We start from the raw sequence: 22,762 nt of genomic DNA, 5'->3' as shown, positions 1-22,762 counted from the left end.
TCTGGGAAAAAACAACATACCTTCCCGGTGGTGTGGGATACACAATTGCCATCGATCTATGCACGTCTTGAGCAGGGCTGTAATCAGCCACAACCACTGGCATGGGATAACAGCGTTTTAGAGAACCAGCCGTTAGGTGATTCAGATGAAGCGTTTTGGGCGCCGGGTGCGCTTGAAGGCACGATGATTTATCACTTCGGTGTAGGAAGTGAAGGCCCAAGTGCAGAGGACATTCTCTCTGCGTTGCAGCAGGTGCTTGCAAAACCGGACTTAACGGCAATGCAGGCGCTGTATGACCTGATAAATCATGACTCACCGCTGCATTACATTGATGACCTGGTGAAAGCCATCTCAGATTCTCGTGATCTGCGAGCGGATAAGCTCAATGAGCTGGTGTTATTACTCTGCACCCAGAACCCGGATCGTAATGCGGTAAAATTTGCCATGGCGGTTTTGGCCTTCTTTCCACATCCGCGCAGTGTTGAGGTATTGCAGGTGCTGGCAAGCCATGATGAGTTTACGCTGTATGGTGTTGTCGCGCTGCGCGTTATGGTCGAGCCAGAGCAGTATGCTGATATCTGGTTTGACATGGCGCTGCGAGTCAGCGGCTGGGGGACGTATTCATCTGATGGAGCGTATGCCAGACACAATGGATAAAACGATTTGTGACTGGCTGTTGCGCGAGGGCTTCGCCAATTCAGTCATGAATGAGTACACCGCGGTGAACAGTGCAGTACGCGGAGGGCTGGCGGATGCGCTGGCAACGGAACACGACGATGCCCTTCTGTTGGGTGCAGCGGAGATGATTTATGCGCTGTTAAACGAAGGCCCGGTTCCCGGTATGTCAGTTTACGATGATGGCGCTAAGGTCTGCCTGCTCTATTTGCACCATGTTATTGCCTATCAGCCTGTTCATCCCCTGCACTATCTCACTGCCTGCCGTATCGGGAAGTGGGCACAGAGTGAGGAATCATTGGAGACAGACCTTTCCTCGCAATTAGTGGCGATAAGCGCCGGAGTACTGGTGTTAACGATTTGGGATAAAGTAATTAAACTGGCTCTGGCAGGCGATGAAGATTACGCATTCAATCTTGTCTGAAGTGTGCCGCGCTCGTCAAGAGGATCCCTTTCCTGTTCTGTTTGCACGCCAGCGCGATAATCCTGAGTCAACCCTCTGGTACCAATTGATGCAAACAGAGGACGCAGACCAGGCCAGCCGCGTATGCAGTCTGGCAGAAGCACAGTTTGATCTTAAGGCGATTGCGAGTGGGCCGACGCTGAGCAGCGGCATGGGCCCGAAATGGAATTCTCAACGTCATCTGGATTCGGTATTACAGGAAATGAAGCGCTTCCCAGAAATGGGATGGCCTTTACTTGCAGCTGCACTGCGGAGCCCGGTGATCAGAAACCGTCAGATGGCGATTAACGCTTTCGAAGCGTGGCCCTCTGACAGCCTGTCGGTTCATCGTAAGTACATTGTAGAATGCGCTAACGGTGAGCCTCACGAAGAGGTGCAGCAGCGTCTGAAAAGTTTGCAGGAACGGTTCAATTAAATCCGCCTCAAAAATGTAAAACCCGCTTTATCCGAAAAAGCCATTCACTGCTTCATTACACTCTTGATCTTTTGTTATTAGCGGTCAGCAAAAAGCCACCCCAGCAGCATCCGATTCTGCCGTCGAAATGAGCCTGAGCTGTAGCGATTTTCGCAAAAAGGAACTGGGAATTTCAGTCTGAAATAAATTATAAAAAGTGATTTAAAACAAAAGGTTATCATAGAAAACCTGCAGGGAATTTTTTAATCTTTAGAGATGCAAAAATTGTCTCCAAATTTAAATCATTCAACTATACGCGATAACGTGCAAAGGGTAGGGGGCTTGAATAGGCACTAAACTAAGTTCGTTTTAATTCAGCTGCCAGTTAAACGTTGCAGCTAAAGAAAGATACTCGAGAAAACAAATGAGATGCACTAAGGTTCTGACGTGCTCTCCATTGATTAATACCTCACGATGTCAGTAATGTCTTTATCAGTAACATGAGGACCTCTCCGTAAAGAAGGGTTTTTACAACGAACAGTGCATCCATATTCTCTGCAAAGCCGAAGCCCCGATTTCCGCCCGTAATCACACCATCCCAGAATCGTGCTGTCACTAAGTTATCCTGCAACGATAAGAACCGATCAGAGTCCTGAATTTACATGTCGGACACTGGATCAATCGGCTTATAAACATGCCTTGACGCTGCGGTTAAATCAGTCTGGTAAGCCAATACAGAATGGGTTCAGCGACAGCATTCACATCAGGAAATGATTAAAGACTGGCGGCAGGACAATAACCTATGCAGGCCACATTCAGCACTGATTTTCAGACGCCATCAGAGTTTGTAGTGGGCTGGCGAAACGGAGAATTTGAAAGTAAACACACTACCATGAGTAACTGGCGGCTCTGTCTAATACCAAGAGCAGGCAGAACCTTCATGCCAGCGCTAAAAACAGTGTGTTAAGTATGGATTAATTACATGAAGTAAATCGAGCGAGCCTTGGAGCCAGGCAACGAATTCCTCATTCCAGCTCCCACTGACTGCAAGGCACAAGATACGTTGAATGAAAGCTCCATCACTGCGGTTTTCAGGTGACATGGGGCTAAATGTAAAAAAAGCGTTTTAGTAAGTCTGCGTTCAGATGCTTCTTTCAATCTTTTAATGATTAGTTGTAGGTTCTGACGTGCTGATACATATCGATTGCGTATCCGCGGCTTCACGCATCCTTCCTGTGAGTCTGCTTTTTACTTATCCCCGTTATCAACAGAATAGATCCAGTAATACGATCTTAATACGATCTAATATCGATCCAAAAAAGCCTAAACGATCCCCGCACCTCTGCAGCCCTTGCTATGTCTGGCTTAGATGGCAATTGAGGTTATCCGTCATATGCAAAAAATTATCAGTCGTATGCATTTGGTTACTGTTCGTATGCTTTAGGTTATCGGTTATATGCTCTTTGATTTCCACTGGTATGCTGATAAGGTTATCCGTCGTATGCAGCGTAGAATTCACCTGTTGATAAACGGAAGTTGTTTATGACCAAAAAAGTCAATGACTTAGATAGCATGACTGATGAAGTGAATAAAAAGACGGGTGAACTTGTCCACCTCAATCCTACGGCTAACGCAACGGTTCAGCCGGTCGCCTTAATGCGCCTTGGGCTTTTTGTTCCCAATACCGATCATGCAAAATCTAAATCCTCAGTGAGTACGGTTAAATCGACCGTGGATGCATTTGAGGATCTTTACCATCTGGAAGTGGTTAAGCGGGAAGGCTACAAGGATATCTCTATTCGTTCCGAACGGCTTGATATGGCCACTGACTTTCGGGTGTGGTTAGGGATCATACGTTCCATCTACGATAATGGCAGTTTCGCAGGTAAGCTGAAACTGCCATTCACAAAGTTTCTACAGAACTGCGGGTTCGATTCGAAGCGCTCTAACAAAGACATGAAGAAGCGTATAGATGAATCCCTTATGCGTTTACGTGGCGTAACGATACAGTTTCGTAATGAGACCGGTTCTCTTACAACAGGTCTTGTAAACAGCGCGCATTACAGCCTGACAAAAAATGAAGTCGAGATAGAAGGCGATCCTCGTCTTACTGATCTCTATCAGATGGACTATAAGGTTTATCTGCGTCTCAAGGCAATTGACCACCTTCCCCGTAAAGAATCTGCCCAGGCGCTTTACACGTTCATTGAGAGCCTACCGAAAAATCCGGCTCCGGTTTCAATGAAACGCCTTCGGGAAAGATTACGCCTGAAATCGCGCATTGCTTATCAAAATCATATTGTGCGTAAAGCCCTGGCTGAACTAAAGGAAATCAATTATCTGGAGTACAGCGAGTTTAAGCGCGGGAGATCGGTATATTTCAATATCACAAAGAGAAATCCGAGCTTAGTACCTGATAAAGCCTTAAAAATGAATGATACCTATGCTGCTGAACCTCAAATTCTTGATGAGGCAATGATATCTAAAATCAGTAAGCTCAAGGATTCAGGTTTTACAGAGGAAGAGATTGCAAAAATCCTGATCACCCTCGATAGCAAATGACCAGTAACCAGCGTTAGCATACGACTGCCAACATTTCCAAAATAATGAGCTTATTCAAATAATTATGAATAAGCTCATCAGCAAAATTTTATTTCTCATGAGTGCTTAGCTGACTTTCGGCTCGTTCCTGGTCCCTTTTTTAAACAGACGCCCGCATACGACCGATAACCTTTAACGTAAGCTCTTATGTTAGAGCATACGACGGGAAACCTTTGCGAATTCAGTCATACCTAAGACAACATGAAAACGTTGCTAATTACAATTTTATCTCATATAAAAAACAATTTAAGTTTTTGAATTTAAAGAATTATAGTTTAAATTTTGTGTAAAAAGATGACCAAAGCGCTGTGGCTAAGCGCTTAGCAATATGTTTTTGAAATTGCATATGGCTGATAACCCTCGCGCATACGACTGATAACTTTCTCTCAATCCTCGCCAGTCAGATACTTCATAGCCCCGCCTGAATAACAGGAATATGCATACGACCGATAACTTTCTGCATGCGACCGATAACTACCAGCATATTACCGATAACTTTCCCTGATACCCTTTTTAAGGGTAATCCACCCTACTAACACCCTTCATTAAAGCCTTCTCAGCATACAAGTGATAACTTCTGCATACGACTGGAAACTTTTTTGCGGGAGATAAGCATATTTCGAGTCCTTTGTTACAGCAGCAGACTATGACCAGAGAGTTTCTTACCTAAGCAGTGTCTTTCCTTGGTAGAGCAGGGGCTATTACACAGTAATTAGCATACGACTGATAACGTTTAGGCCATTCGTCAAGGTTCGTTGTTGGCATCAGAAGTTAGAGGGTTGGCGCTCTGCGCTTTTCCAGCCTGAGCGGAGCATACGAATGGAAACCTATGCATTACGCAAAACTTACTTACCAGGGAGTAGACCAAATGATTTTTATAAAAATAATATTAAGCTAATGATTTATCTAAAAAATATTCAACAGGAACACATCATTGAGGCATTAAAATCTAATCAAGAACAGACGACCACGGTAAAAAAGAGATACTTAGCCTGAACCTTTAGCATATGACCGATAACCTTTAACGCTTTTCCGTGACCATGCTTACTCAGCAACTCAGCAACTCAGCAACTCAGCAACTCAGCAACTCAGCAACTCAACAAAGATCAATCTTAGGAGCCCGGTACAGGTGATAAGCCAGGCTAAACCCTAAGCTGACGGTGACAAAACTTATTGCTATGTACAAATTTTCCCTGAATATCGAAATTTATTGCACATAACAATACTGTGTGTACACTGACGGAAAATTTGCCAATGGAGTAGCGGGATGAAAAGCAATTACGGTGGCGTAGACGAGACGGCTCGCAGGGCAAATGCCATGCTGCGCAGCATGAGCGACGACATTATCGATAAACGCCAGGAATTTGGCCTTGATCGGTACTATCAGACTTTCACCCGTAACTCTGTTGCAAATATGCCTAAGCTCAGTCGTCGAGCCGTTGAGCAGGCGATTGAAGAGATGGAAGCGAAGGGGCATTTGTTCGGAAAAAGGATGCGGGCAATGCCAAGCATTACGCGCTGACCGTTCAGGATGTGGTCGATATTTATGCGCATCGTAAGGTGCCGAAATATCGTGACCTGCATGAAGGGGAAGGCCCGTTTGTGATTTTCGTGGTTAACCTGAAAGGCGGGGTATCGAAAACCGTGAGTACGGTAACCCTTGCCCACGGGCTTCGCGTTCATCCAGATTTGTTACAGTATGACCTACGTAACCTTGTGATTGACCTGGATCCACAGGCATCCAGCACGATGTTTTTGAATCATACCAACAGCATCGGTTCAATCATGGAGACCGCAGCGCAGGCCATGCTTAATGACCTGGATGCTGAACAACTTCATAAAGATATTATCCAGCCGACTATCATTCCGGGTGTCGATATCATTCCCGCCTCCATTGATGATGGATTTGTGGCCAGCCAATGGAACGACCTTGTTCATGAGCATCTACCAGGCGTGCTGCCCTCAGAGGTTCTGCGGCGTAATATCATTGATCGGGTCGGTAAAGATTATGATTTTATCTTTATCGATACCGGACCGCATCTCGACGCCTTTATGCTTAATGCCATTGCCGCCAGCGATCTGCTTTTAACGCCGACGCCACCAGCTCAGGTCGATTTCCACTCCACTCTTAAATATCTTACTCGCTTGCCAGAGATGCTTGAGCAGCTGGAAGAGGAGGGCATTAATCCGCGGATTAAGGGCAACATCGGCTTTATGTCGAAGATGACCTCCAAGCGCGACCATGAAATGACGCATGGCCTGGCTCGGGATGTTTTCACTTCTTATATTCTGGACGCCACACTACCCCGCTTAGACGGCTTTGAGCGCTGTGGAGAGACTTTTGACACCATCGTCAGCGCCGATCCGCAATCCTACCCAGGGAGCGCGGAGGCACTGAAAAATGCAAAACGTGAAGCTGAACGGTTTACACAAGCGGTGTTCAAGAGAATTGAGTTCGTAAGAGGTATCAAATGACAAAAGTAATGAAAAAGATGGGCCGTACGCTGGGCAATTCAAATTTCTCGAAAATGCTGAGTGAGACGGAAGGCGCCCGGATATTTGTACTGAAATCAGGTGCCGAAGCACGCTTCGTTCTCACAAAAATCTTGCATGATGATATTGAAGCCCAGACCTATGTAGATGCCTCGGTTAACGGTCGGGACCAGTCGTTAGTTACGCCTGAATCCGTTAGTGATATTGCCCGTACCATTAAGCTGCAACAGTTTTTTCCTGCAATTGGCCGGGAGATTGATGGTCGTATTGAGGTACTGGACGGTTCCCGCCGCCGCGCAGCGTGTCTCTATAATGGTACTCCTTTTGAAGTGCTGGTAACCAAAGATGATCTTGATTTAGCCGATGCGCGCCAGTTAGCGAAAGATATCCAGACAGCTAAAGAACATACGCTGCGAGAACTGGGAAAGCGCCTTCAACTGATGTATCCGGAAGGTATGAATCAGTCGGATATTGCCAAAGCCGAAGGACTTTCCGCTGCAAAAATAACCCGCGCATTTCAGGCCGCAGCGGTGCCTGATGAAATGATCGCCGTGTTTCCCTCAGTGAGTGAGCTTTCCATTACCGATTATCAGGCATTACTCGATATCGCAGACAAAGCTAACGTTCAAAATATTGAAATAGGGGAGTTGGTTGACAGCGTACGCAACCGAATTGAAAACGGGATTGCACTCGATTTCGACGATCCAACAAATAAAACCAAAATTATCGGTTATTTTCGTGCGGCAAGTGCTGGCAGGAAAGCCTCGAAAGTAGATAAAAAGATTGTCTCTGAGAAGATGGGAGAATTTGCTGATAAAAAGCAATTTGCCCGTAAGAAAGTTGATGCTGAAAAGCGATTAGTCACCTACGAATTCTCACGCTTACCGGCTGCTTTTCAGGCTGAGCTTGATGTGGCTGTTAAAAAAGTGATTGAGAAAATGCAGTCACAGGAGAAATAAAAGCTTTTAACCTTTTGAATCTCATACACGATGGGCCACAAAGCTGCGCTTGCAGATGAAGTGGTCCTTTTTCTATGCCGTGTAGCAAAGTCATATCCAGTGAAAACATTTCCCAATGATTTTTTAACCTAACTATATGTTTTTTATTGTTAAATTTATAATATTTCAGTCTGAAATTCCCAGGAAATTTCAAAGGAAATTGAACCTGACGGCATCGTATTTATGTTAGTTGAAAGCCAATAAAGGCAAACTTTATCAACGCATATTGGATATGAGATTGACTCATTGGCGTTCATAGAATTAACACGGCTTTACCAAGAAACGGTATCAGGACATGTTTTCACTCGTAACAATCCTCAAATCAACATTGCCATCTGAATAGGTATCAGGTTTATATCCTTGTTCAAGATGCCTGAGCATAATATGTATGGCTGAGGTAGCATGATGATGAGCATTTTGATCAAGCGTATAGTCAAGTTGATCACTTTCTAATAATTGACGCGTTACTGATGAAAGTTCATGGGTAATATAAAGGCATGATTTATCTAAGTGATAATGGCGTAGTATTTTGCTTATATCACTATTTCCTGTACCAGTATTATATAAGCCAATAATATTGTCGTTCCGTTTCAAAACCGTATTTAAAAGTGATCGAATTTTGTCAGGCTCATCCTGACCAGCAAGCACCTCATGAAGTACCAGATGTGGAGCGCGTTGTTCAATCATATCTCGAAAGCCTGCAACACGCTGAATATGTGCATGAAAATCAACACGCCCGCTGACCATGATTATGGTACCTGGCGTGGTGCGGCTCTTACTCATCAATAATCCCGCAGTTCGACCGGCCTGGTATTGATTGATGCCTACATGGCAAAGCCTGTTGGCATTGGGTAGATCGGTCGCGAGTGTGATCACAGGCACACCTTTTTCCATGCAGTATGTGAGCGCTTCGTAAATTATCGGGTAGTTATGTCCAAAAACGATTATTCCATCACGGATGTTACTGCTTTGTTTGATTTTTTTGGCAAGCTTATCGGGCTCAGATTCTGGGACTAGGGTACGATGAAGTGTTATTTTACGATAGCCAAGGTTATTCGCGACCAAAGCAAATTCTTTTGCTAACTGGCGAAAGAAAAAGGATTCAAGGCTGCTCAAAAACACTTCAATTTGCCAGGGATGACTGTTTTCTTCAGGCAATAAGCGCTGAAGGCCGGCAGCACGAGCCGCTATTAACACTTTACGAACAGTTTCAGGTTTTACTCCGCCGCGCTCATTTAACACCCTGTCAACCGTGGCGATTCCAACACCCGCTTTTTCAGCCAGCATTTCCAGGGTCACTTTTTTCATTTTTTCTCCACAACGGTGCAAAAGGAATCAGGAATTGATTTTTAAATGTACAGAGCAAAGCTTATTATTATCCTAAGCACAAACACTCAAATAAGTGAATAGATGCCGCCAAGACACCGAGTATTTTTTCAGAGCGTTCATATATTACTCATGATGGAAAACCATCAAGAAACTCCTTTGAAACTTAAGGGGAAGTCCTTAGCATTGCGCCGCTGTTAAATTTTCTTTAAGAAAACTTTCGAAAATGTAAACAATAAAAATATATAAGTCGGAAGTTTAGAATTAAAAATACCTCATGGAAATGTTCCGCTTTCAGCGGTTCCCTAATCAATTTTGGCAATTTGTGATTGTTCTTTTAATTAGTCCATTTTGATGTGACCAATTCAATAGCAGGGATAATATGAAACGCAGAGAATTTCTCACTTCCATGACGGCGCTGGGAGTGGCCTCTTCTATACCTACAGTTGCTAAAGCTGATGTGATTAATGGCGGCCAGCCCTGGCAGCCAGGTCAAGTAAATACCCCGCCTCCACCTCCAAGACAAGGAGGATTGCAATATTTAACACCCCATGAATTTGCAACCGTTGGTGCTATTTCTGAGCGCTTTATTCCTGCTGATGAAATGAGTATCAGTGGTAAGGATGCGGGCTGTGCGATCTTCATTGATCGACAACTTGCAGGCGATTATGGCAATGCCGTAGCCGTGTACCGTCTAGGGAAATTTGTAAAAGGCACACCAGAGCAGGGGCCGCAGTCTGCGCTGACGCCTGCTCAGCGCTACCGACTTGGCATTGCCGCATTGGATCAGGCTACCCAAAAACAATACGGCAAAGCCTTTGTTGAGTTATCGGGTGATCAACAGGACAACGTTTTAACAGCAATGGAAACGAATCATATCAATTTGGGTGAGGAAGTTGAGACCAAGGTATTTTTCGAATTACTGCTTCAAAACGTCCGCGAAGGGTTCCTGTCCGATCCTATTTATGGCGGAAATAAAGATATGGCTAGCTGGAAAATGATTGGTTTTCCTGGCGCGCGTTATGACTTCCGCGACTTGCTCACTAAGAAAGGGCAAAAGCTCAAAATCATCCCAACCAGCCTGATTGATAACACCCTTTAATTCACCGACGCTATTGTTGCGCAAGTACGAGTTTTAAAATGAAAAATATTCGACCAAAAGCTGACGTTGCCATCGTCGGCCTGGGATGGTGTGGCTCTTTAATCGCCGAAGAGTTAACACGTGCTGGTTTAAATGTCGTCGCTATTGAGCGCGGCCCATGGTTTGAAACCGCAACTGATTTTCCCCTTCGATTGATACTGACGAACTGCGCTGGGATACCCGCCGCAGCATGCTACTGCCACCCGCAGTTGAAACCACAACGTTTCGCAATAACACAACGCAAACCGCACTGCCTTCCCGTGACTGGAACCTGAATGAGCTGGGATATAACGTTGGCGGTTCTGGAACACACTGGGCGGGCATGGCATGGCGCTTTACGCCTTTCGACTTTGAGCCCTACAGCCAAACTGTAAAGCGCTACGGTAAAAAGCAGATTGCTAAAGGCATCATTCTTCAGGACTGGGGAGTGACCTATGACGAGCTTGAACCATTCTATGATCGCTTTGAACGTATCGCAGGCGTTTCAGGTAAAGCGGGAAAACTCAACGGTGAAATTGTTCCAGACGGCAACCCATTTGAGGGCAACCGTAGCACTGAATATCCTTTGCCGCCGCTTGAAGGCATGCGCTTAACCGATATTTTTCGTGACGCGTCAAAATCTCTGGGCCTGAATCCCTTTATGGTTCCTGCAGGCCAGGCTTCACGCGCTTATGTGAACCCATTGGGTGTCAGGATGGGACCTTGTACCTATTGCGGTTATTGCCTCTACTATGGCTGCGGTAACTTCTCAAAATCCAGCCCTAATGCCTGTGTTATTCCGGCTTTAATGCAGCGTGAAAACTTCACCGTACTGACTGATTCCGCTGTAGTGCGTGTTAATAAATCTGCTGACGGCAAGACTGCTACTGGCGTGACTTATCTTGATAAAAATAAAAAGAGTGGGATCAACCCGCTGACATTGTCATCCTTTCTGCCTTCCAGATGCAGAACGTCCGCCTGTTGCTTCTTTCTAAAATTGGTAAACCTTACGACCCTGTAAGCAAAACGGGTGTAGTAGGGCGAGCGTACAGCTTCCAGACGGTATCTGGTGCCAGCTTATTCTTCGAAGATGAAAACTTAAATCAGTACATCGGTGCTGGGGCACTTTCACAGCAAGTTGATGACTGGAACGGCGATAATTTCGATCACACCGGGATGGACTTCATTGGTGGTGCCGGCATTTTGGTTGTTGCACGTGGTGCCAGGCCCATAGGCAATGCTGATGTTCTTCCTCCGGGTACGCCGCGTTGGGGTAAAGAGTGGAAAAAGGCTTATACCCACGCGTTCCAGAATGGCACGTTCATCTTTGGACAGGGCACCAGTTTCTCTCATGAGGATTACTACCTCGATCTCGACCCAGAATACAAAGATGATAACGGCAATCCGCTGCTGCGCGTCACTTTTGACTACAACGATAATGATCGTCTTTCCGCAAAGTTTATCGAAGAGAAGAGTGTCGAAATTGGTAAAGCGATGGGCGCAAAAATTGTTATTGGTACCAATTCCGCGTCAGGCCATTACTCACCGTATAACTTCGCAAGTGACCACACTATCGGCGGTGCAGTAATGGGCGTTGATCCTGAAACCAGCGTACTCAACCGCTATCAGCAAAGCTGGGATATGCACAACCTGTTTGTTCTGGGTGCCTCTTCTTTTCCAAACAATGCCGGATATAACCCGACGGGCACGATTGGCGCACTGAGCCTGTGGACGGCGAAAGCCATTATCGAACAGTACATGAAGAATCCCGGCCCGTTGGTAAAGGTGTGATATGAAAAAGACAACGATTGTCGCTGGGTTTGCTGTTGTAGCTGCCACCGTTGCTGCTGCTCTATTGTGGGAAAATGGTGATACGTCATCAGATAATGTTGCCAGCACTGACGTGTTGACCAGCCAGCCTCCATCCGCATCTGATGGCGAGTCAGTGGCGCGTGGTCGCTATGTAGCTGTTGCGGGAGATTGTATCGCCTGCCACACCGCGCCCGAAAGCAAGCAGCCATTTTCCGGTGGTTACTCAATCAGTACACCCTTTGGCGGTATCTATGCCAGCAACATCACCCCTGATGCAGAGACAGGCATTGGCAAGTGGACCGAACGCGATTTCTACCGTGCCGTTCGTCATGGCAAAGGTAAGGAAGGGGAAAACCTCTATCCAGCCATGCCATATAATGCGTATGTAAAAGTCAGCGATAAAGATATGCACGATCTCTGGATGTACATGCGGTCGGTCAAGCCAGTGAATTATAAAGTGCCAGAGACTAACCTCAGTTTTCCTTATAACATCCGTCTGGCAATGATGGGGTGGAACCTGCTGTTCTTCAAAAATCAGGGTTTTCAAATTGATACTGCAAAGTCCCAGATCTGGAACCGAGGCGCCTATTTAGTTGAAGGTCTGGAGCACTGTGCTGCATGCCATACAGCCAAAAATATCATTGGTGGTGATACCAGCGACTATCTACAAGGAAGTAACCTGGCCGAGTGGCATGCTCCCGACATCACCCCTAACACGTATACAGGCATTGGCCGCTGGAGCCAGGATCAAATCATCGATTACCTGAAGCTTGGCAGTAACCATGTTGCGGTAGCTTCTGGTCCTATGGCTGAAGCGGTAACAAATTCCACCCAACACCTGACAGATGAAGATCTGCGTGCGATCGCTGTCTATTTGAAAGCTGTTCCAGCTTCAGAGAATAAAGCGCCAGCGGCGTTATCAGTCAGTAATGCCCAAATGAAAATGGGTGAAAACGTTTATTCGGCTAACTGTACTGCCTGCCATAATAGTGATGGTAAAGGCATTCCAAATCTTGCAGCGAGCCTGGCAGGTAACTCAGGGTTGATGGCTGAAGATGCATCTTCCATTATCACAACGATTCTACAGGGTGGGCGTGGCGCGGTGACTGTCGGCAATCCTACCAGCGGTGCTATGCCAGCCTTTGACTGGAAATTATCAGATGAGCAGGTTGCAGCTGTCGCAACCTATCTGAGAAACAGTTGGGGTAATGCGGCAACGGCTGTCCCGGTAGAAGATGTTACCGAAAGCCGGAAGTTACTGAAGTTAAAACCGCAGATGGCAGCGCATTAAGATGACATGATGTCCTCAGATCAGGACGACGGATAAAGCCTGACTGGTTTGATAGGCTGAGGATTTTAAAGGGTTCATTCTGGTCATGAACCCTTTTTTAATACGCAAATTTAAGTGCGGACCCTGTTTCAATGAGCATTAAAAATGATATGGCGAGACCACGATAACCACGGCCACGCCGTAAAGCGGAGTCATACTCTAATCAGGCATAAAAAGCAGGTTTCGGCGGCATCTTAACAGGCAGAATTTCACCTGAGTTCTGGGCTGCGACACAGGCATCTGCAGCAACAGCTGCGGCATAACCATCCCATGCCGAGGGTCCGGTCATTTCACCTGAAGCCACGTTATCAATGAAGTCCTGCAGCTCTACATCGTAGGCATCAATAAAGCGTTTTTTCCAGTCAGTGAGAATGGCTGTAGACAATTTTGCTGCGCTACGCGTTTGAACGGAGACGGGTTCTGGTAGGCGTGCAATACCTAATTCGCCAACAACTTCACACTGGATATCATAGCCATAATCGCAGTTCACGAAGATTTCGACATCAATGCGGGTTCCCCGGGTTGTTTCAAGTAGCACGATTTGTGGATCGCGTAAGTGTGATGAAGCATTGCGTGTTTTACGCGGGAAAATAACCTGCGCACTGACGTAATCGTCATTCAGTAGCCAACGCAGGACGTCAAGCTCATGGATTAAGGTATCGGTAATGGCCATGTCCGTGGTGTAAGCGTCACCAACGCTGGGATTACGATGCGCGCAATGCAGCATTAATGGCTCACCAATATCTCCACGGGTGATTACCTCTTTCAGGGCACGGTATCCGCTGTCATAGGGGCGCATGAAGCCCACCTGTACCAACTTTTTACCTGCATTAATTTCAGCTTCAACAATGTTCAGACAACCCTGTGCCGTCACAGCAAGTGGCTTTTCACAGAATACTGGCTTACCTGCTTTGATACAGGCCAGCACAAATTCTTCATGAGTAGGGCCCCAGGATGTTACCAAGATAGCCTGGACAGCAGTATCGTTAATGAGATCATGCGCGTTGTCGTAAATTTGCGCATCAAGTCCTAATTCATTAAGCACCTGTTCGCAGTTGCTGCGGTTTATATCGTTTAATGCCACTACGCGTGAGTTCTGAAGAACCTGACTGCAACGACGGATATGTTCACGTCCAATTGCGCCGGTTCCGATAACACCAATATTAATCGTCATAAGTTTATTTCCTGTCGTTGCTATATCAATTTATTGATTCAAGAAAAGAATGCTGTTCTTAATTTCACGAGCAATATCTTCTTCAGTCCATGAGTCCATAACAGATGAGAACGGTTCAAATGCGTAAATACCGCGATAGCCCATCTGCTCAAGCCTGTTTACCTGCTCTTTGGATTTAAGAAGATCGCCTTCACTAAGCATGATGCGTTCTTCATCAGTCAGGAGGTGAGTCGCACGCGTGTCAGTCACGCCAGACAGATGCACCAGGCCAATTTGGGTAATATCAATATCCTGCTCGAAGTCATTCTCAGCATCTTCGAAGAGATGATGATGGAAGGTATCTAAAACGAGTTTAAAGGGCACACCGGCTTGTTTAATCAGGGACTGGGCAACAGTGGCAGATCGTAAAGAGCTTTGTGGAAAGCCCAGCGGCTCAACCAATCCCTGAATGCCATATTCCGCAAACAAAGGCGCGAGCGTTTTCAATGCGGAAATCGTTTCGTCATCTGAGATCTGGGTACCGTCATTAAGCGGGCACAGCACCAGGGATTCGGCACCCACGTCACGTGCATCACTCAATAACTGACGAGTCCGACTCAGAACGTCATCATTCAACTGATTAAAGGGATACACTGCGTTGATCGTGATGATTTTTATTGCAGTTTTGCCGGCCATGTTCCTTACCGCATCGCCACCTTTCCCGTCAGTCACGCTTCCGCCGTTCATATCGTTACGAAGCTCAACTTTATTCAAACCAAGCTCTTTCACCAGCTCGAAAAAACGTTCAATACTGACGGACGGTGCTATTTTTCGGTTAATGCAGAAACGGTCATTAGTGATGTTGATAGACATAAGCTATTCCTGAATGTTGATTCATCAATTGAAGGCTGATTTTGTATTTCTCAATAATTTAAAACGCTAAGGTGTGTTTTTTTATCAGCATTTCGCAGGCTTGCGGCTAAATAAAATATATCCTTAGCGCAGGGCTTATATTTTATTCAGAGCAGGCTTTTTATGGTTGTAAAGCTCATAGAAGTAATGCTCCACTTGCTCAAGACTTCTTCCTTTTGTTTCTGGAATAAATCGTATGACGAAAACGCTACCTGCAATCCCAATAACAGCGAAAATTAAAAACGCGCCGGCAAGGCCGAATGCGGCTAGCAGCAAAGGAAACGCCATCGAAATAGCAAAGTTGGCGATCCAGAGTGAGAACACTGCGCCTCCCATGCATATTCCACGCATTCTGGCTGGGAATATCTCTGAAAGAAGCAACCAGGTAACGGGTGAAAGCGCACCCTGCTGGAAGCAGAGAAAAATTAGCATGCCAGTGAGCACCAGATAAGCACGAAGTAAGTTAACCTCACCAAGATGATATTCAGGCATAAAGAAGCAAATGGCACCGATGAAGAACAGGCTACAGGTACAGCCAATCTGACCAATCAGCACGAGGGGACGCCGCCCAACCTTTCCAATTAGCCAGATACCCACCAGCGTCATAACAACCGATATGACACCATTGGAGATCGTAGCAAACAGAGCGGCATCATTACTCAGCCCAGCCGCGGTAAGCATGGTTGGAGCGTAATACATAATGGTGTTCACACCAGTAAGCTGCTGTATGGCGGCAATACCGACGCCGAGAAAGAAAATCTTCATCAACCATGGCGTGGCTAAATCACGAAGACGACCTTTACCCTGTTGTCGGTTTTCCTCGATAGTCTCTTCTATTTCTTCCAGTTCCCACTCAACATCTTCAGCAGCACGCGTTTTTTCAAGTACCTTGCGTGCTTCATTTGAGTTCCCTTTCATTACGTGCCAGCGTGGACTTTCGGGCATAAAAATCATGCCGAGCCATAACAGAACGGCCGGTACGGTAGAAAGGGCGAGCATCCAACGCCAGGTATTTTCCCCACCCCATATATCATTGAATGTTGCGTTTGAGATGTAGGCGAGCAACTGCCCTGAAACGATCATCAACTCCTGAAGGGTAACAAGCTGACCGCGTTTATTTGCCGGGGCAATTTCAGCGATGTAGACAGGCACGGTGGCGGCAGCACCACCCACGGCGAAGCCTAAAAATAGTCTTGAGGCAATCATCCATTGCACGTCTGGCGCAAAGGCTGAACCGACTGCACCCACCGCAAAAATAATCGCAAGAATGATGATGATGCGTCTTCTTCCGACGCTGTCGGAAAAATGACCCGCAGCCAGCGCGCCAAACGCGGCTCCAAATAACAGGGAGCTCGTAACCAGGCCAGTTGTGAAGGGGGTGAGTTCTAAATCACCACGCATGAAAAGTAGAGCGCCGGAAACAACACCGGTATCGTAACCAAATAGCAGTCCGCCCAACGTGGCGACGATAGCGATGATCTTAACAAACGGCTCAGTACGGGTAGCGCTGTTAGGGCCAGATGCAGGATTCGACGAGATGTAGAGTTCTTTATCCATGAAACCTCCTGGTAAAAACGGCTAAGAAACATTTAAGAATGTTAAGTAGCGCTCACCCTACCGGTATTTATATTCCGAGTTAAATATTATATGAAATTTTACTTTCATTTTGTGAGCTCAAGCATTTCATAAACTTTATTTTGATGGGTTCACATCAATCACAAGTGTTGTCCGTGAATTGTTACCTTTCACTTATTATTGATATAGGTTTTCCGAGTTTTTATGAGGTATCCGGTTTTAATGAGCCAGATAGAAGCTACTTAAAATATTCAGATAAAGAGTGATGCGATCATACATTTTTGATTAATTTAAAAAGCTCTCTAAAAAATCATCTATACACGCTTGATTGTTTTAATTTAACGATCTTCCGACAAAGATATTTGATACCAATTTTATGTGAATGCAAGAGTGTTAAATATAGTGTCTTAATTTTATAAGGTTCGGTTAATTCTACTGCGTTGCCGAAAGAAAGTAATGCCCATTGAGATCTTATAACTGGCAATAATATGTAAATCTGCGCATTCATAACGCGATAATAAATATCATTCTTTAAATTCACGTTAAGCACTGTTCTCGGAGGTATAAATCACAAAATCTACTTTGCCCTCCGCGTAGGTATCCGGTTTCTCGCCTCCTTCCAGATGACGCAGCATGAGCTCTAGTGCCAGTTGAGCATGTTGCCGGGTATTTTGATCCAGTGTTAGCGCGATACTTTGCTGAGCCATTAGTTTACGTGTGGTGGCATAGAGTTCATGAGTGATCCACACACAGGAGTTGAGCTTACGATGACGAGCCAGTGCCTGGCCAATCTCGGTATTTCCTAAACCCGTGTTGTAAATTCCCAGCAAGTTGCCCGACTTAATCAGTTGTTTTTCCAGCAGTTTACTGATGGTGTCACGTTCTTCCTGACCGGCAAGCACTTCTCGCAGGTGAATATGTGGATAACGCTCGGATAAAACATGATGAAAGCCCTCTATACGCTGTCGATGTGCGCTGTAATCCACGCGCCCGCTCACTATCAGCACTTCACCGGGTTGATGAAGCATTCTGCCCATCAAATGTCCTGCCGTCCGGCCGGCCTGCAACTGGTTGATTCCAACATGACAAAGCCGCGCTGCGCCAGGAAGGTCAGTGACCAGCGAGATAACCGGTACGCCGCGCTTCTGGCAGGTTTCCAGCGCCTCATAGATAGCTGGGTATTCATGCGCAAAAACGATTAGGCCATCACGCGTCTTGCTTCCGGCAAGAATGCGTTTTGCCACCCGTTCAGGCTGCGACTCTGGAATAAAAGTGCGGTGTAAGGTCAGCCGTCGATAACCCAAATTACTGGCGACATCGCTGAAGTCCTGTGCCAACTGCTTAAAGAAAAAGAGTCATTACCACTAAGCAAAACTTCAATCTGCCATGGATGACGATGCTCCTCAGGCAAAATCCTGTTAAGGCCACTTTCACGTGCCACCTGCAACACTTTACTAACGGTCTCCGGCGATACGCCACCACGCTCATTGAGTACACGATCCACTGTTGCCAGACCAACACCCGCTCGTCTGGCTACCTCCTGAAGGGACATCTTTTTCATTTTTTCTCCAATGAGGTAAAGACCTCAAAAACAGGGTTCAGCCAGTGTAATCATCAAGGCTATCTTGACGATGCAGCTTTCCCCAAGCATATGACGGAGTTCAAAAAAATGAGTAAGAAGCAACGTGTTGCATTGTTAGGTTGTGGGTTTATTGGTGAGGTACATGCAAAAAATCTGGTTGCACATCCCGGGATTGAACTGGTCTATGTGGCCGATACAGATCCGTCGCGTGTTGATGTGTTTGCACAACGGTTTGATACCCGTGGCGCAACAGCAAGCCAGGCTATTCAGGATGACAATATTGATATGGTGTTAATCGCCAGCGCCACACCGACGCATGCCGATTTACTTGAAGCCGCAGCGCGTGCGGGCAAAGCAATCTATTGCGAAAAACCGATAGATCTGTCGCTGGATCGGGCGCGTCGGGTAGCAGATGCTGTCCTGCCATTAAATGTACCCGTTACCGTAGGTTTTAACCGTCGCTTTGATGCCAGCCATCAACAACTCAAGCAGCAGCTCCGGCAGGGGCGCATTGGTGACGCTGAATTAATTCAGATGGTCTGCCGCTCGTCTGAAATGCCGCCACTCAGTTATTTGCAGGCGTCTGGTGGCCAGATGCGCGATCAGGCGATTCATTTCTTTGATCTGTTGCGCTGGTTAACGGACGACGAAGTCTGCGAAGTTGCAGCCATGGGCAGTGCATTAGTCCAGCCCGAAATTACCCGCTTTGGCGATGTGGATACCAGCGTCCTGTTAATGCGGATGCAGCGTGGTGCGCTGGCGCAGCTGGATAATACCCGCCGCACCGGTTATGGCTATGATGAACGTATTAGCGTGATGGGGGCTAAAGGTATGTTGGAATCAGGCAGTCAAAAGCCTCAAGGTGTGACCTGCTATCAAGGCAGTCAGATCCAGCAACCGGGGCTATTTCCCGACTGGTTCAGCCGGGTGCAGGCAACCTATTATGCTCAGCTGGACGCTTTTGTCCGCTCCCTCAATGGTGAAAGCGCAACTGATTTGCCCGGCCTGGAGGATGGGCTGAAGGCACAGGCGATTGCCGAAGCTGCAGTCATATCGCTGGCAGAAGGTCGTTTCTGCCAAGTCGCGCCGACTACGTTATGACCAATTAAAGGCGGGGAGAGTCCCGCCAAGCACCAGCCCTCAGCGTTGAACAGACTCCCAGCGGCGTGAAGTCATTGACGTTTCAATGGCCGCGAGGATTTCCTGATTTTGCAGGCCAAACGCGAAGTTAGGGAAACAGTCATTGTCGCTGCATATCCCCATCACTAAATCGTGCATCTCGATTACTTTGACGTCGAAATAGCCGAGACCTCCGCCACCAAAATCGAAGCCAAAGAAACCTGAATAGGCGGGGATTTGGCTTCCTGCATAAAGGGTTTTAAACCCACGGTCGTGCTTGTCATCATTGAAGCGGTAAATCTGAAGTTCGTTGAAACGCTCGCCATCCATATAGATTGTACCTTCGGTGCCGGAGACTTCCCAGAACACACCAAAGATGCGACCCGCACAGATACGTGACGCTTCAATAACCCCCGCAGCCCCACTGGTGAAGTTAACCAGGCACTGTACCTGATCCTCATTTTCTACCCTGCGCATCTCTGCGTTGTCATCAACGTGACTGGCATAACCGGCATCAACCTGCGGAACGGGACGCTCAGTGATACAGGTTTGCGCGCTGGCTGTGACTTCAGTGATATCACCCATCAAAAACTGGGCCACAGATAAGGTGTGTGCACCGAGATCGCCTAATGCACCACTGCCGCCAAGACGTTGTGAACAGCGCCAGGACCACGGCAGGTTTGGATCATTATAAAAACCCTGATCGAAGGTGCCACGGAACCGTACTGGCGTACCAATTTCGCCTCGTTCAATAATCTGTTTTGCCAGCAGCGCTGCCGGTGTCTTGATATTGTTGAACGCTACCATAGTTTTCACGCCAGCCTGCGCGGCGGCAGCTGTCATCTTTCTTGCCTGTTCAGCATTCAGTGCCAGTGGCTTTTCACAGTAGACGTGTTTCCCCGCTGCAATCGCTGCCAGGGCCATGTCCACGTGCAGATGGTTAGGTGAGGTAATGTCGACAACATCAACGTCAGGATCGTTAACCAGCTCCCGCCAGTCACCGTAGGCTTTTTCAGCGCCAAAACGTTTGGCGTTTGCGTCAGCCAGTTCCTGATTTTGATCGGCCAGTGCGTAAAGATGGGGACGTAACGGCAGATTTGGATAAAGCATAGCAGCACGACGACAGGCATCAGCATGGGCCTGCCCCATAAATCCTGAACCGATCAGGCCGATATTCAGTTGTGTTTTCATCAGGCATTCACCTCCGATTGTTGCGTCAGAGTAAAATGCTCCCGCATCCACCCGGCAGCGCGAGTGGCTGTGGCAAGCGGTGGCGCCCGATTTGGATCCTGTTCTGCTTCAACGATCAACCAACCCTGATAGTGACCCTGCTCAATAAAACGTATCAACGGAGAGAAGTTGATGGCACCTTCTCCGGGCACGGTGAACAGCCCGGCACGCACTGCGTCATTAAAGCTCATGTCCTGTGCACGTACCTGTGCCAGCACGTCGCTGCGCACGTCTTTCAGGTGCAGATGTACAATTCGGTGACCCCATTTTTCCAGCACTGAAGCAATATCGACACCCGCCGCAAACGCATGACCGCTGTCAAACACCAAGCCGACATTATCGTGTGTGTGAGTAAGGAAGGCCTGCAGTTCATCGCCATGCTCAACGATCATCATCAGATGGTGGTGATAGGCGAGCTTCAGGTTGTAATCACGTAACAGCACGTCGGCCAGAACATTGACCTTATGTGCATACCTGGTGATATCAATCCCACCTAACGCGGGCGATTGTGACAGCGGCGCATCAAGCGGTGCTTCGGCAGGTAACTGGCCGCATTCGCCATAAACCATCACGCTGGCGCCCAGTTGTTGAAGTAAACGAGCATGATCCCGAACGGCTTCCAGCTCATCTTCGACGCTACGGTCTGCCAGAAAACCGCTGTACCAGCCTGATGCCAGCTGTAACCCCACGCCGTCTAGCAAAGGGCGTAATGTATCAGCATCACGCGGGAATTTTCGGCCTAGCTCAATACCCTGATAGCCAGCCTGCGCCGCCTGCTGCAGACAGGTTTCCAGTGGAATATCACCGCCTAAGTCCTCAAGCACATCATTAGTCCAGCATAGCGGGCTGACACCGAGTTTTATCGTGGTTAACGCCATGGTTTTCTCTCCTTTTATGTACGTGGGCACACTGTAATCAAGCCTGTCAGTAGCACGACATCGATAAAATGAGGGAAAACCCTCACTGTTATACCTGGCCATATAGCAGTGAAAGGATCTACGCTTAACAAGAGTCCTTTAATAAATCTTTATGAAAAGCTTGGGGTTAGGGCATGCGGCAATGATTCCAGTCATGTCGGGATAAAGGATGGAAGAACATGATGAACACTGTCGGAGGACAAATGACTATTCGTGGTATTGAACATATCGGCATCACCGTTACCAGCTTACCGGACGCTGAACGCTTTTTTATTAAAGCTCTGGACGCGTCGGTCCTGTATCGCATTGTGCCGCCTGAAGATTCCGGTGCTGATGTTGGGGGTGAAGAGATGCATCCTCTTAATGGGTTTCCAGCAGAGATGAAAGTGACTGGCCTGGCGATGCTGCGATTAGCAAACGGATGCAATGTTGAGCTTTTCCAGACAGAACCGGCTACCGAGAACATTAAGGCTACTCCAGGGCAGGCGGGTATCAATCATTTTTCACTTTATGTGGATGATATTCACTCTACGGCTGAAAAGATGCGGGAGCAGGGTGCCAAGATGTTTGACGGGCCCAATGACTGTTTTGCTCAGGAGGAGGGGAAGGGTAACCAAACCTGGTTTGGTATGACGCCATTTGGCGTGCTGATTGAACTGATTACGTTGCCATCAAAAATTCAGTATGACGCAGGAGCAACGCAATCTCGCTGGATCCCGGCCCCTGAACAGAGGTTGCCCTACTGCAGCTAATCATTGAATTATGCGTTGTACATTAGTACGCAATTTGAGATCAGCGATCTGTTTAGTGCGCGTGCGCTTGATACAACCATTGGCTGTGGTGTTGCAATAACGGCACCACGTGCGGCTTTCCACCAAGTTAATGCTGAAATCAGATATACGATCAGCGTCGCACAGTATTTAACCATTTCATTGGCGCAAGACAACAGCGTATCTTCGGAGTCCCTCAATGCCAGGCGAAACCTGCATCACCATACTATTGTTTTACAATAAGTTACTGATGCTGAAATCGATGCAGTCAGGCAGCGACAGCATGAGTCCC

The 22,762-nt window shown here is 47.1% G+C and carries 17 protein-coding genes and 4 pseudogenes; 14 read left to right on the top strand and 7 right to left on the bottom strand.

Annotated elements, in window-relative coordinates; all coding sequences use genetic code 11:
- Positions 1–45 precede the first annotated feature (45 nt).
- The 8 genes and pseudogenes from KQP84_RS02785 (at position 46) to KQP84_RS02755 (ending at position 7,585) form a co-directional block, all read left to right on the top strand.
- Complete coding sequence (locus KQP84_RS02785; RefSeq protein ID WP_215845130.1) at positions 46–657, top strand: hypothetical protein; 612 nt, start codon at positions 46–48, stop codon at positions 655–657.
- Positions 638–1,099, top strand: coding sequence for a hypothetical protein (locus KQP84_RS02780; protein ID WP_215845129.1), 462 nt, complete (start codon positions 638–640; stop codon positions 1,097–1,099). Before KQP84_RS02785 ends, KQP84_RS02780 begins: the two co-directional genes overlap by 20 nt.
- Positions 1,071–1,553, top strand: a complete 483-nt coding sequence (locus KQP84_RS02775) for a hypothetical protein (protein ID WP_215845128.1) — start codon at positions 1,071–1,073, stop codon at positions 1,551–1,553. The genes KQP84_RS02780 and KQP84_RS02775 overlap by 29 nt, the downstream gene beginning before the upstream one ends.
- Positions 1,554–2,135: 582 nt before the next feature.
- A pseudogene (locus KQP84_RS25145) lies at positions 2,136–2,433 on the top strand (IS3 family transposase); the annotation flags it as partial.
- A gap of 641 nt (positions 2,434–3,074) precedes the next feature.
- Positions 3,075–4,094 carry a RepB family plasmid replication initiator protein gene (locus tag KQP84_RS02770; protein WP_215845127.1) on the top strand — a complete coding sequence of 340 codons (1,020 nt, stop codon included), beginning with the start codon at positions 3,075–3,077 and terminating at the stop codon, positions 4,092–4,094.
- Positions 4,095–4,952: 858 nt separating this feature from the next.
- Complete coding sequence (locus tag KQP84_RS02765; RefSeq protein WP_215845126.1) at positions 4,953–5,129, top strand: hypothetical protein; 177 nt, start codon at positions 4,953–4,955, stop codon at positions 5,127–5,129.
- Positions 5,130–5,400: 271 nt separating this feature from the next.
- Positions 5,401–6,608: pseudogene (locus KQP84_RS02760) on the top strand (AAA family ATPase).
- Positions 6,605–7,585, top strand: coding sequence for a ParB/RepB/Spo0J family partition protein (locus KQP84_RS02755; protein WP_215845125.1), 981 nt, complete (start codon positions 6,605–6,607; stop codon positions 7,583–7,585). Before KQP84_RS02760 ends, KQP84_RS02755 begins: the two are co-directional and overlap by 4 nt.
- Before the next feature lie 327 nt (positions 7,586–7,912).
- Here the strand turns inward: KQP84_RS02755 and KQP84_RS02750 are convergent, their stop codons facing one another.
- Complete coding sequence (locus KQP84_RS02750; RefSeq protein ID WP_215845124.1) at positions 7,913–8,932, bottom strand: LacI family DNA-binding transcriptional regulator; 1,020 nt, start codon at positions 8,930–8,932, stop codon at positions 7,913–7,915.
- 400 nt (positions 8,933–9,332) lie between these two features.
- On the opposite strand from KQP84_RS02750, the gene KQP84_RS02745 reads away from it, so the two are divergent.
- The 3 genes and pseudogenes from KQP84_RS02745 (at position 9,333) to KQP84_RS02735 (ending at position 13,173) form a co-directional block, all read left to right on the top strand.
- Complete coding sequence (locus KQP84_RS02745; protein WP_215845123.1) at positions 9,333–10,052, top strand: gluconate 2-dehydrogenase subunit 3 family protein; 720 nt, start codon at positions 9,333–9,335, stop codon at positions 10,050–10,052.
- A 38-nt stretch (positions 10,053–10,090) separates the two neighbouring features.
- A pseudogene (locus KQP84_RS02740) lies at positions 10,091–11,861 on the top strand (GMC family oxidoreductase).
- A gap of 1 nt (position 11,862) precedes the next feature.
- Positions 11,863–13,173: a c-type cytochrome gene (locus KQP84_RS02735; RefSeq protein WP_215845122.1), complete on the top strand. Its 1,311-nt coding sequence runs from the start codon at positions 11,863–11,865 to the stop codon at positions 13,171–13,173.
- A gap of 202 nt (positions 13,174–13,375) precedes the next feature.
- Here KQP84_RS02735 and iolG read toward each other — a convergent pair whose 3' ends face one another.
- The 4 genes and pseudogenes from iolG to KQP84_RS02715 form a co-directional block, all read right to left on the bottom strand.
- Complete coding sequence (iolG, locus tag KQP84_RS02730; protein ID WP_215845121.1) at positions 13,376–14,386, bottom strand: bifunctional inositol 2-dehydrogenase/D-chiro-inositol 1-dehydrogenase; 1,011 nt, start codon at positions 14,384–14,386, stop codon at positions 13,376–13,378.
- Positions 14,387–14,416: 30 nt separating this feature from the next.
- Positions 14,417–15,238 carry a TIM barrel protein gene (locus KQP84_RS02725; RefSeq protein ID WP_252515166.1) on the bottom strand — a complete coding sequence of 274 codons (822 nt, stop codon included), beginning with the start codon at positions 15,236–15,238 and terminating at the stop codon, positions 14,417–14,419.
- Positions 15,239–15,373: 135 nt separating this feature from the next.
- Complete coding sequence (locus tag KQP84_RS02720; RefSeq protein ID WP_215845120.1) at positions 15,374–16,834, bottom strand: sugar porter family MFS transporter; 1,461 nt, start codon at positions 16,832–16,834, stop codon at positions 15,374–15,376.
- Positions 16,835–17,394: 560 nt separating this feature from the next.
- Positions 17,395–18,413: pseudogene (locus KQP84_RS02715) on the bottom strand (LacI family DNA-binding transcriptional regulator).
- A gap of 108 nt (positions 18,414–18,521) precedes the next feature.
- On the opposite strand from KQP84_RS02715, the gene KQP84_RS02710 reads away from it, so the two are divergent.
- The gene (locus tag KQP84_RS02710; protein WP_215845119.1) at positions 18,522–19,535 is read left to right on the top strand and encodes a Gfo/Idh/MocA family protein; all 1,014 of its coding nucleotides are present in this window, start codon (positions 18,522–18,524) and stop codon (positions 19,533–19,535) included.
- A 39-nt stretch (positions 19,536–19,574) separates the two neighbouring features.
- On the opposite strand, the gene KQP84_RS02705 is transcribed toward KQP84_RS02710, so the two are convergent.
- Both KQP84_RS02705 and iolE read right to left on the bottom strand, forming a co-directional pair.
- On the bottom strand, positions 19,575–20,744 hold the full coding sequence (locus tag KQP84_RS02705) for a Gfo/Idh/MocA family protein (RefSeq protein WP_215845118.1): 1,170 nt from the start codon (positions 20,742–20,744) through the stop codon (positions 19,575–19,577).
- The gene (iolE, locus tag KQP84_RS02700) at positions 20,744–21,661 is read right to left on the bottom strand and encodes a myo-inosose-2 dehydratase (RefSeq protein WP_215845117.1); all 918 of its coding nucleotides are present in this window, start codon (positions 21,659–21,661) and stop codon (positions 20,744–20,746) included. Before iolE ends, KQP84_RS02705 begins: the two co-directional genes overlap by 1 nt.
- Before the next feature lie 218 nt (positions 21,662–21,879).
- On the opposite strand from iolE, the gene KQP84_RS02695 reads away from it, so the two are divergent.
- Positions 21,880–22,452: a VOC family protein gene (locus KQP84_RS02695; protein ID WP_252515165.1), complete on the top strand. Its 573-nt coding sequence runs from the start codon at positions 21,880–21,882 to the stop codon at positions 22,450–22,452.
- 3 nt (positions 22,453–22,455) lie between these two features.
- Positions 22,456–22,713 carry a hypothetical protein gene (locus KQP84_RS02690; protein ID WP_215845116.1) on the top strand — a complete coding sequence of 86 codons (258 nt, stop codon included), beginning with the start codon at positions 22,456–22,458 and terminating at the stop codon, positions 22,711–22,713.
- The last annotated feature ends 49 nt before the right edge of the window (positions 22,714–22,762 follow it).

This window comes from Candidatus Pantoea bituminis (assembly GCF_018842675.1).
Classification (GTDB): domain Bacteria; phylum Pseudomonadota; class Gammaproteobacteria; order Enterobacterales; family Enterobacteriaceae; genus Pantoea; species Pantoea phytostimulans.
This window is presented reverse-complemented; position numbering and strand designations above follow the sequence as displayed.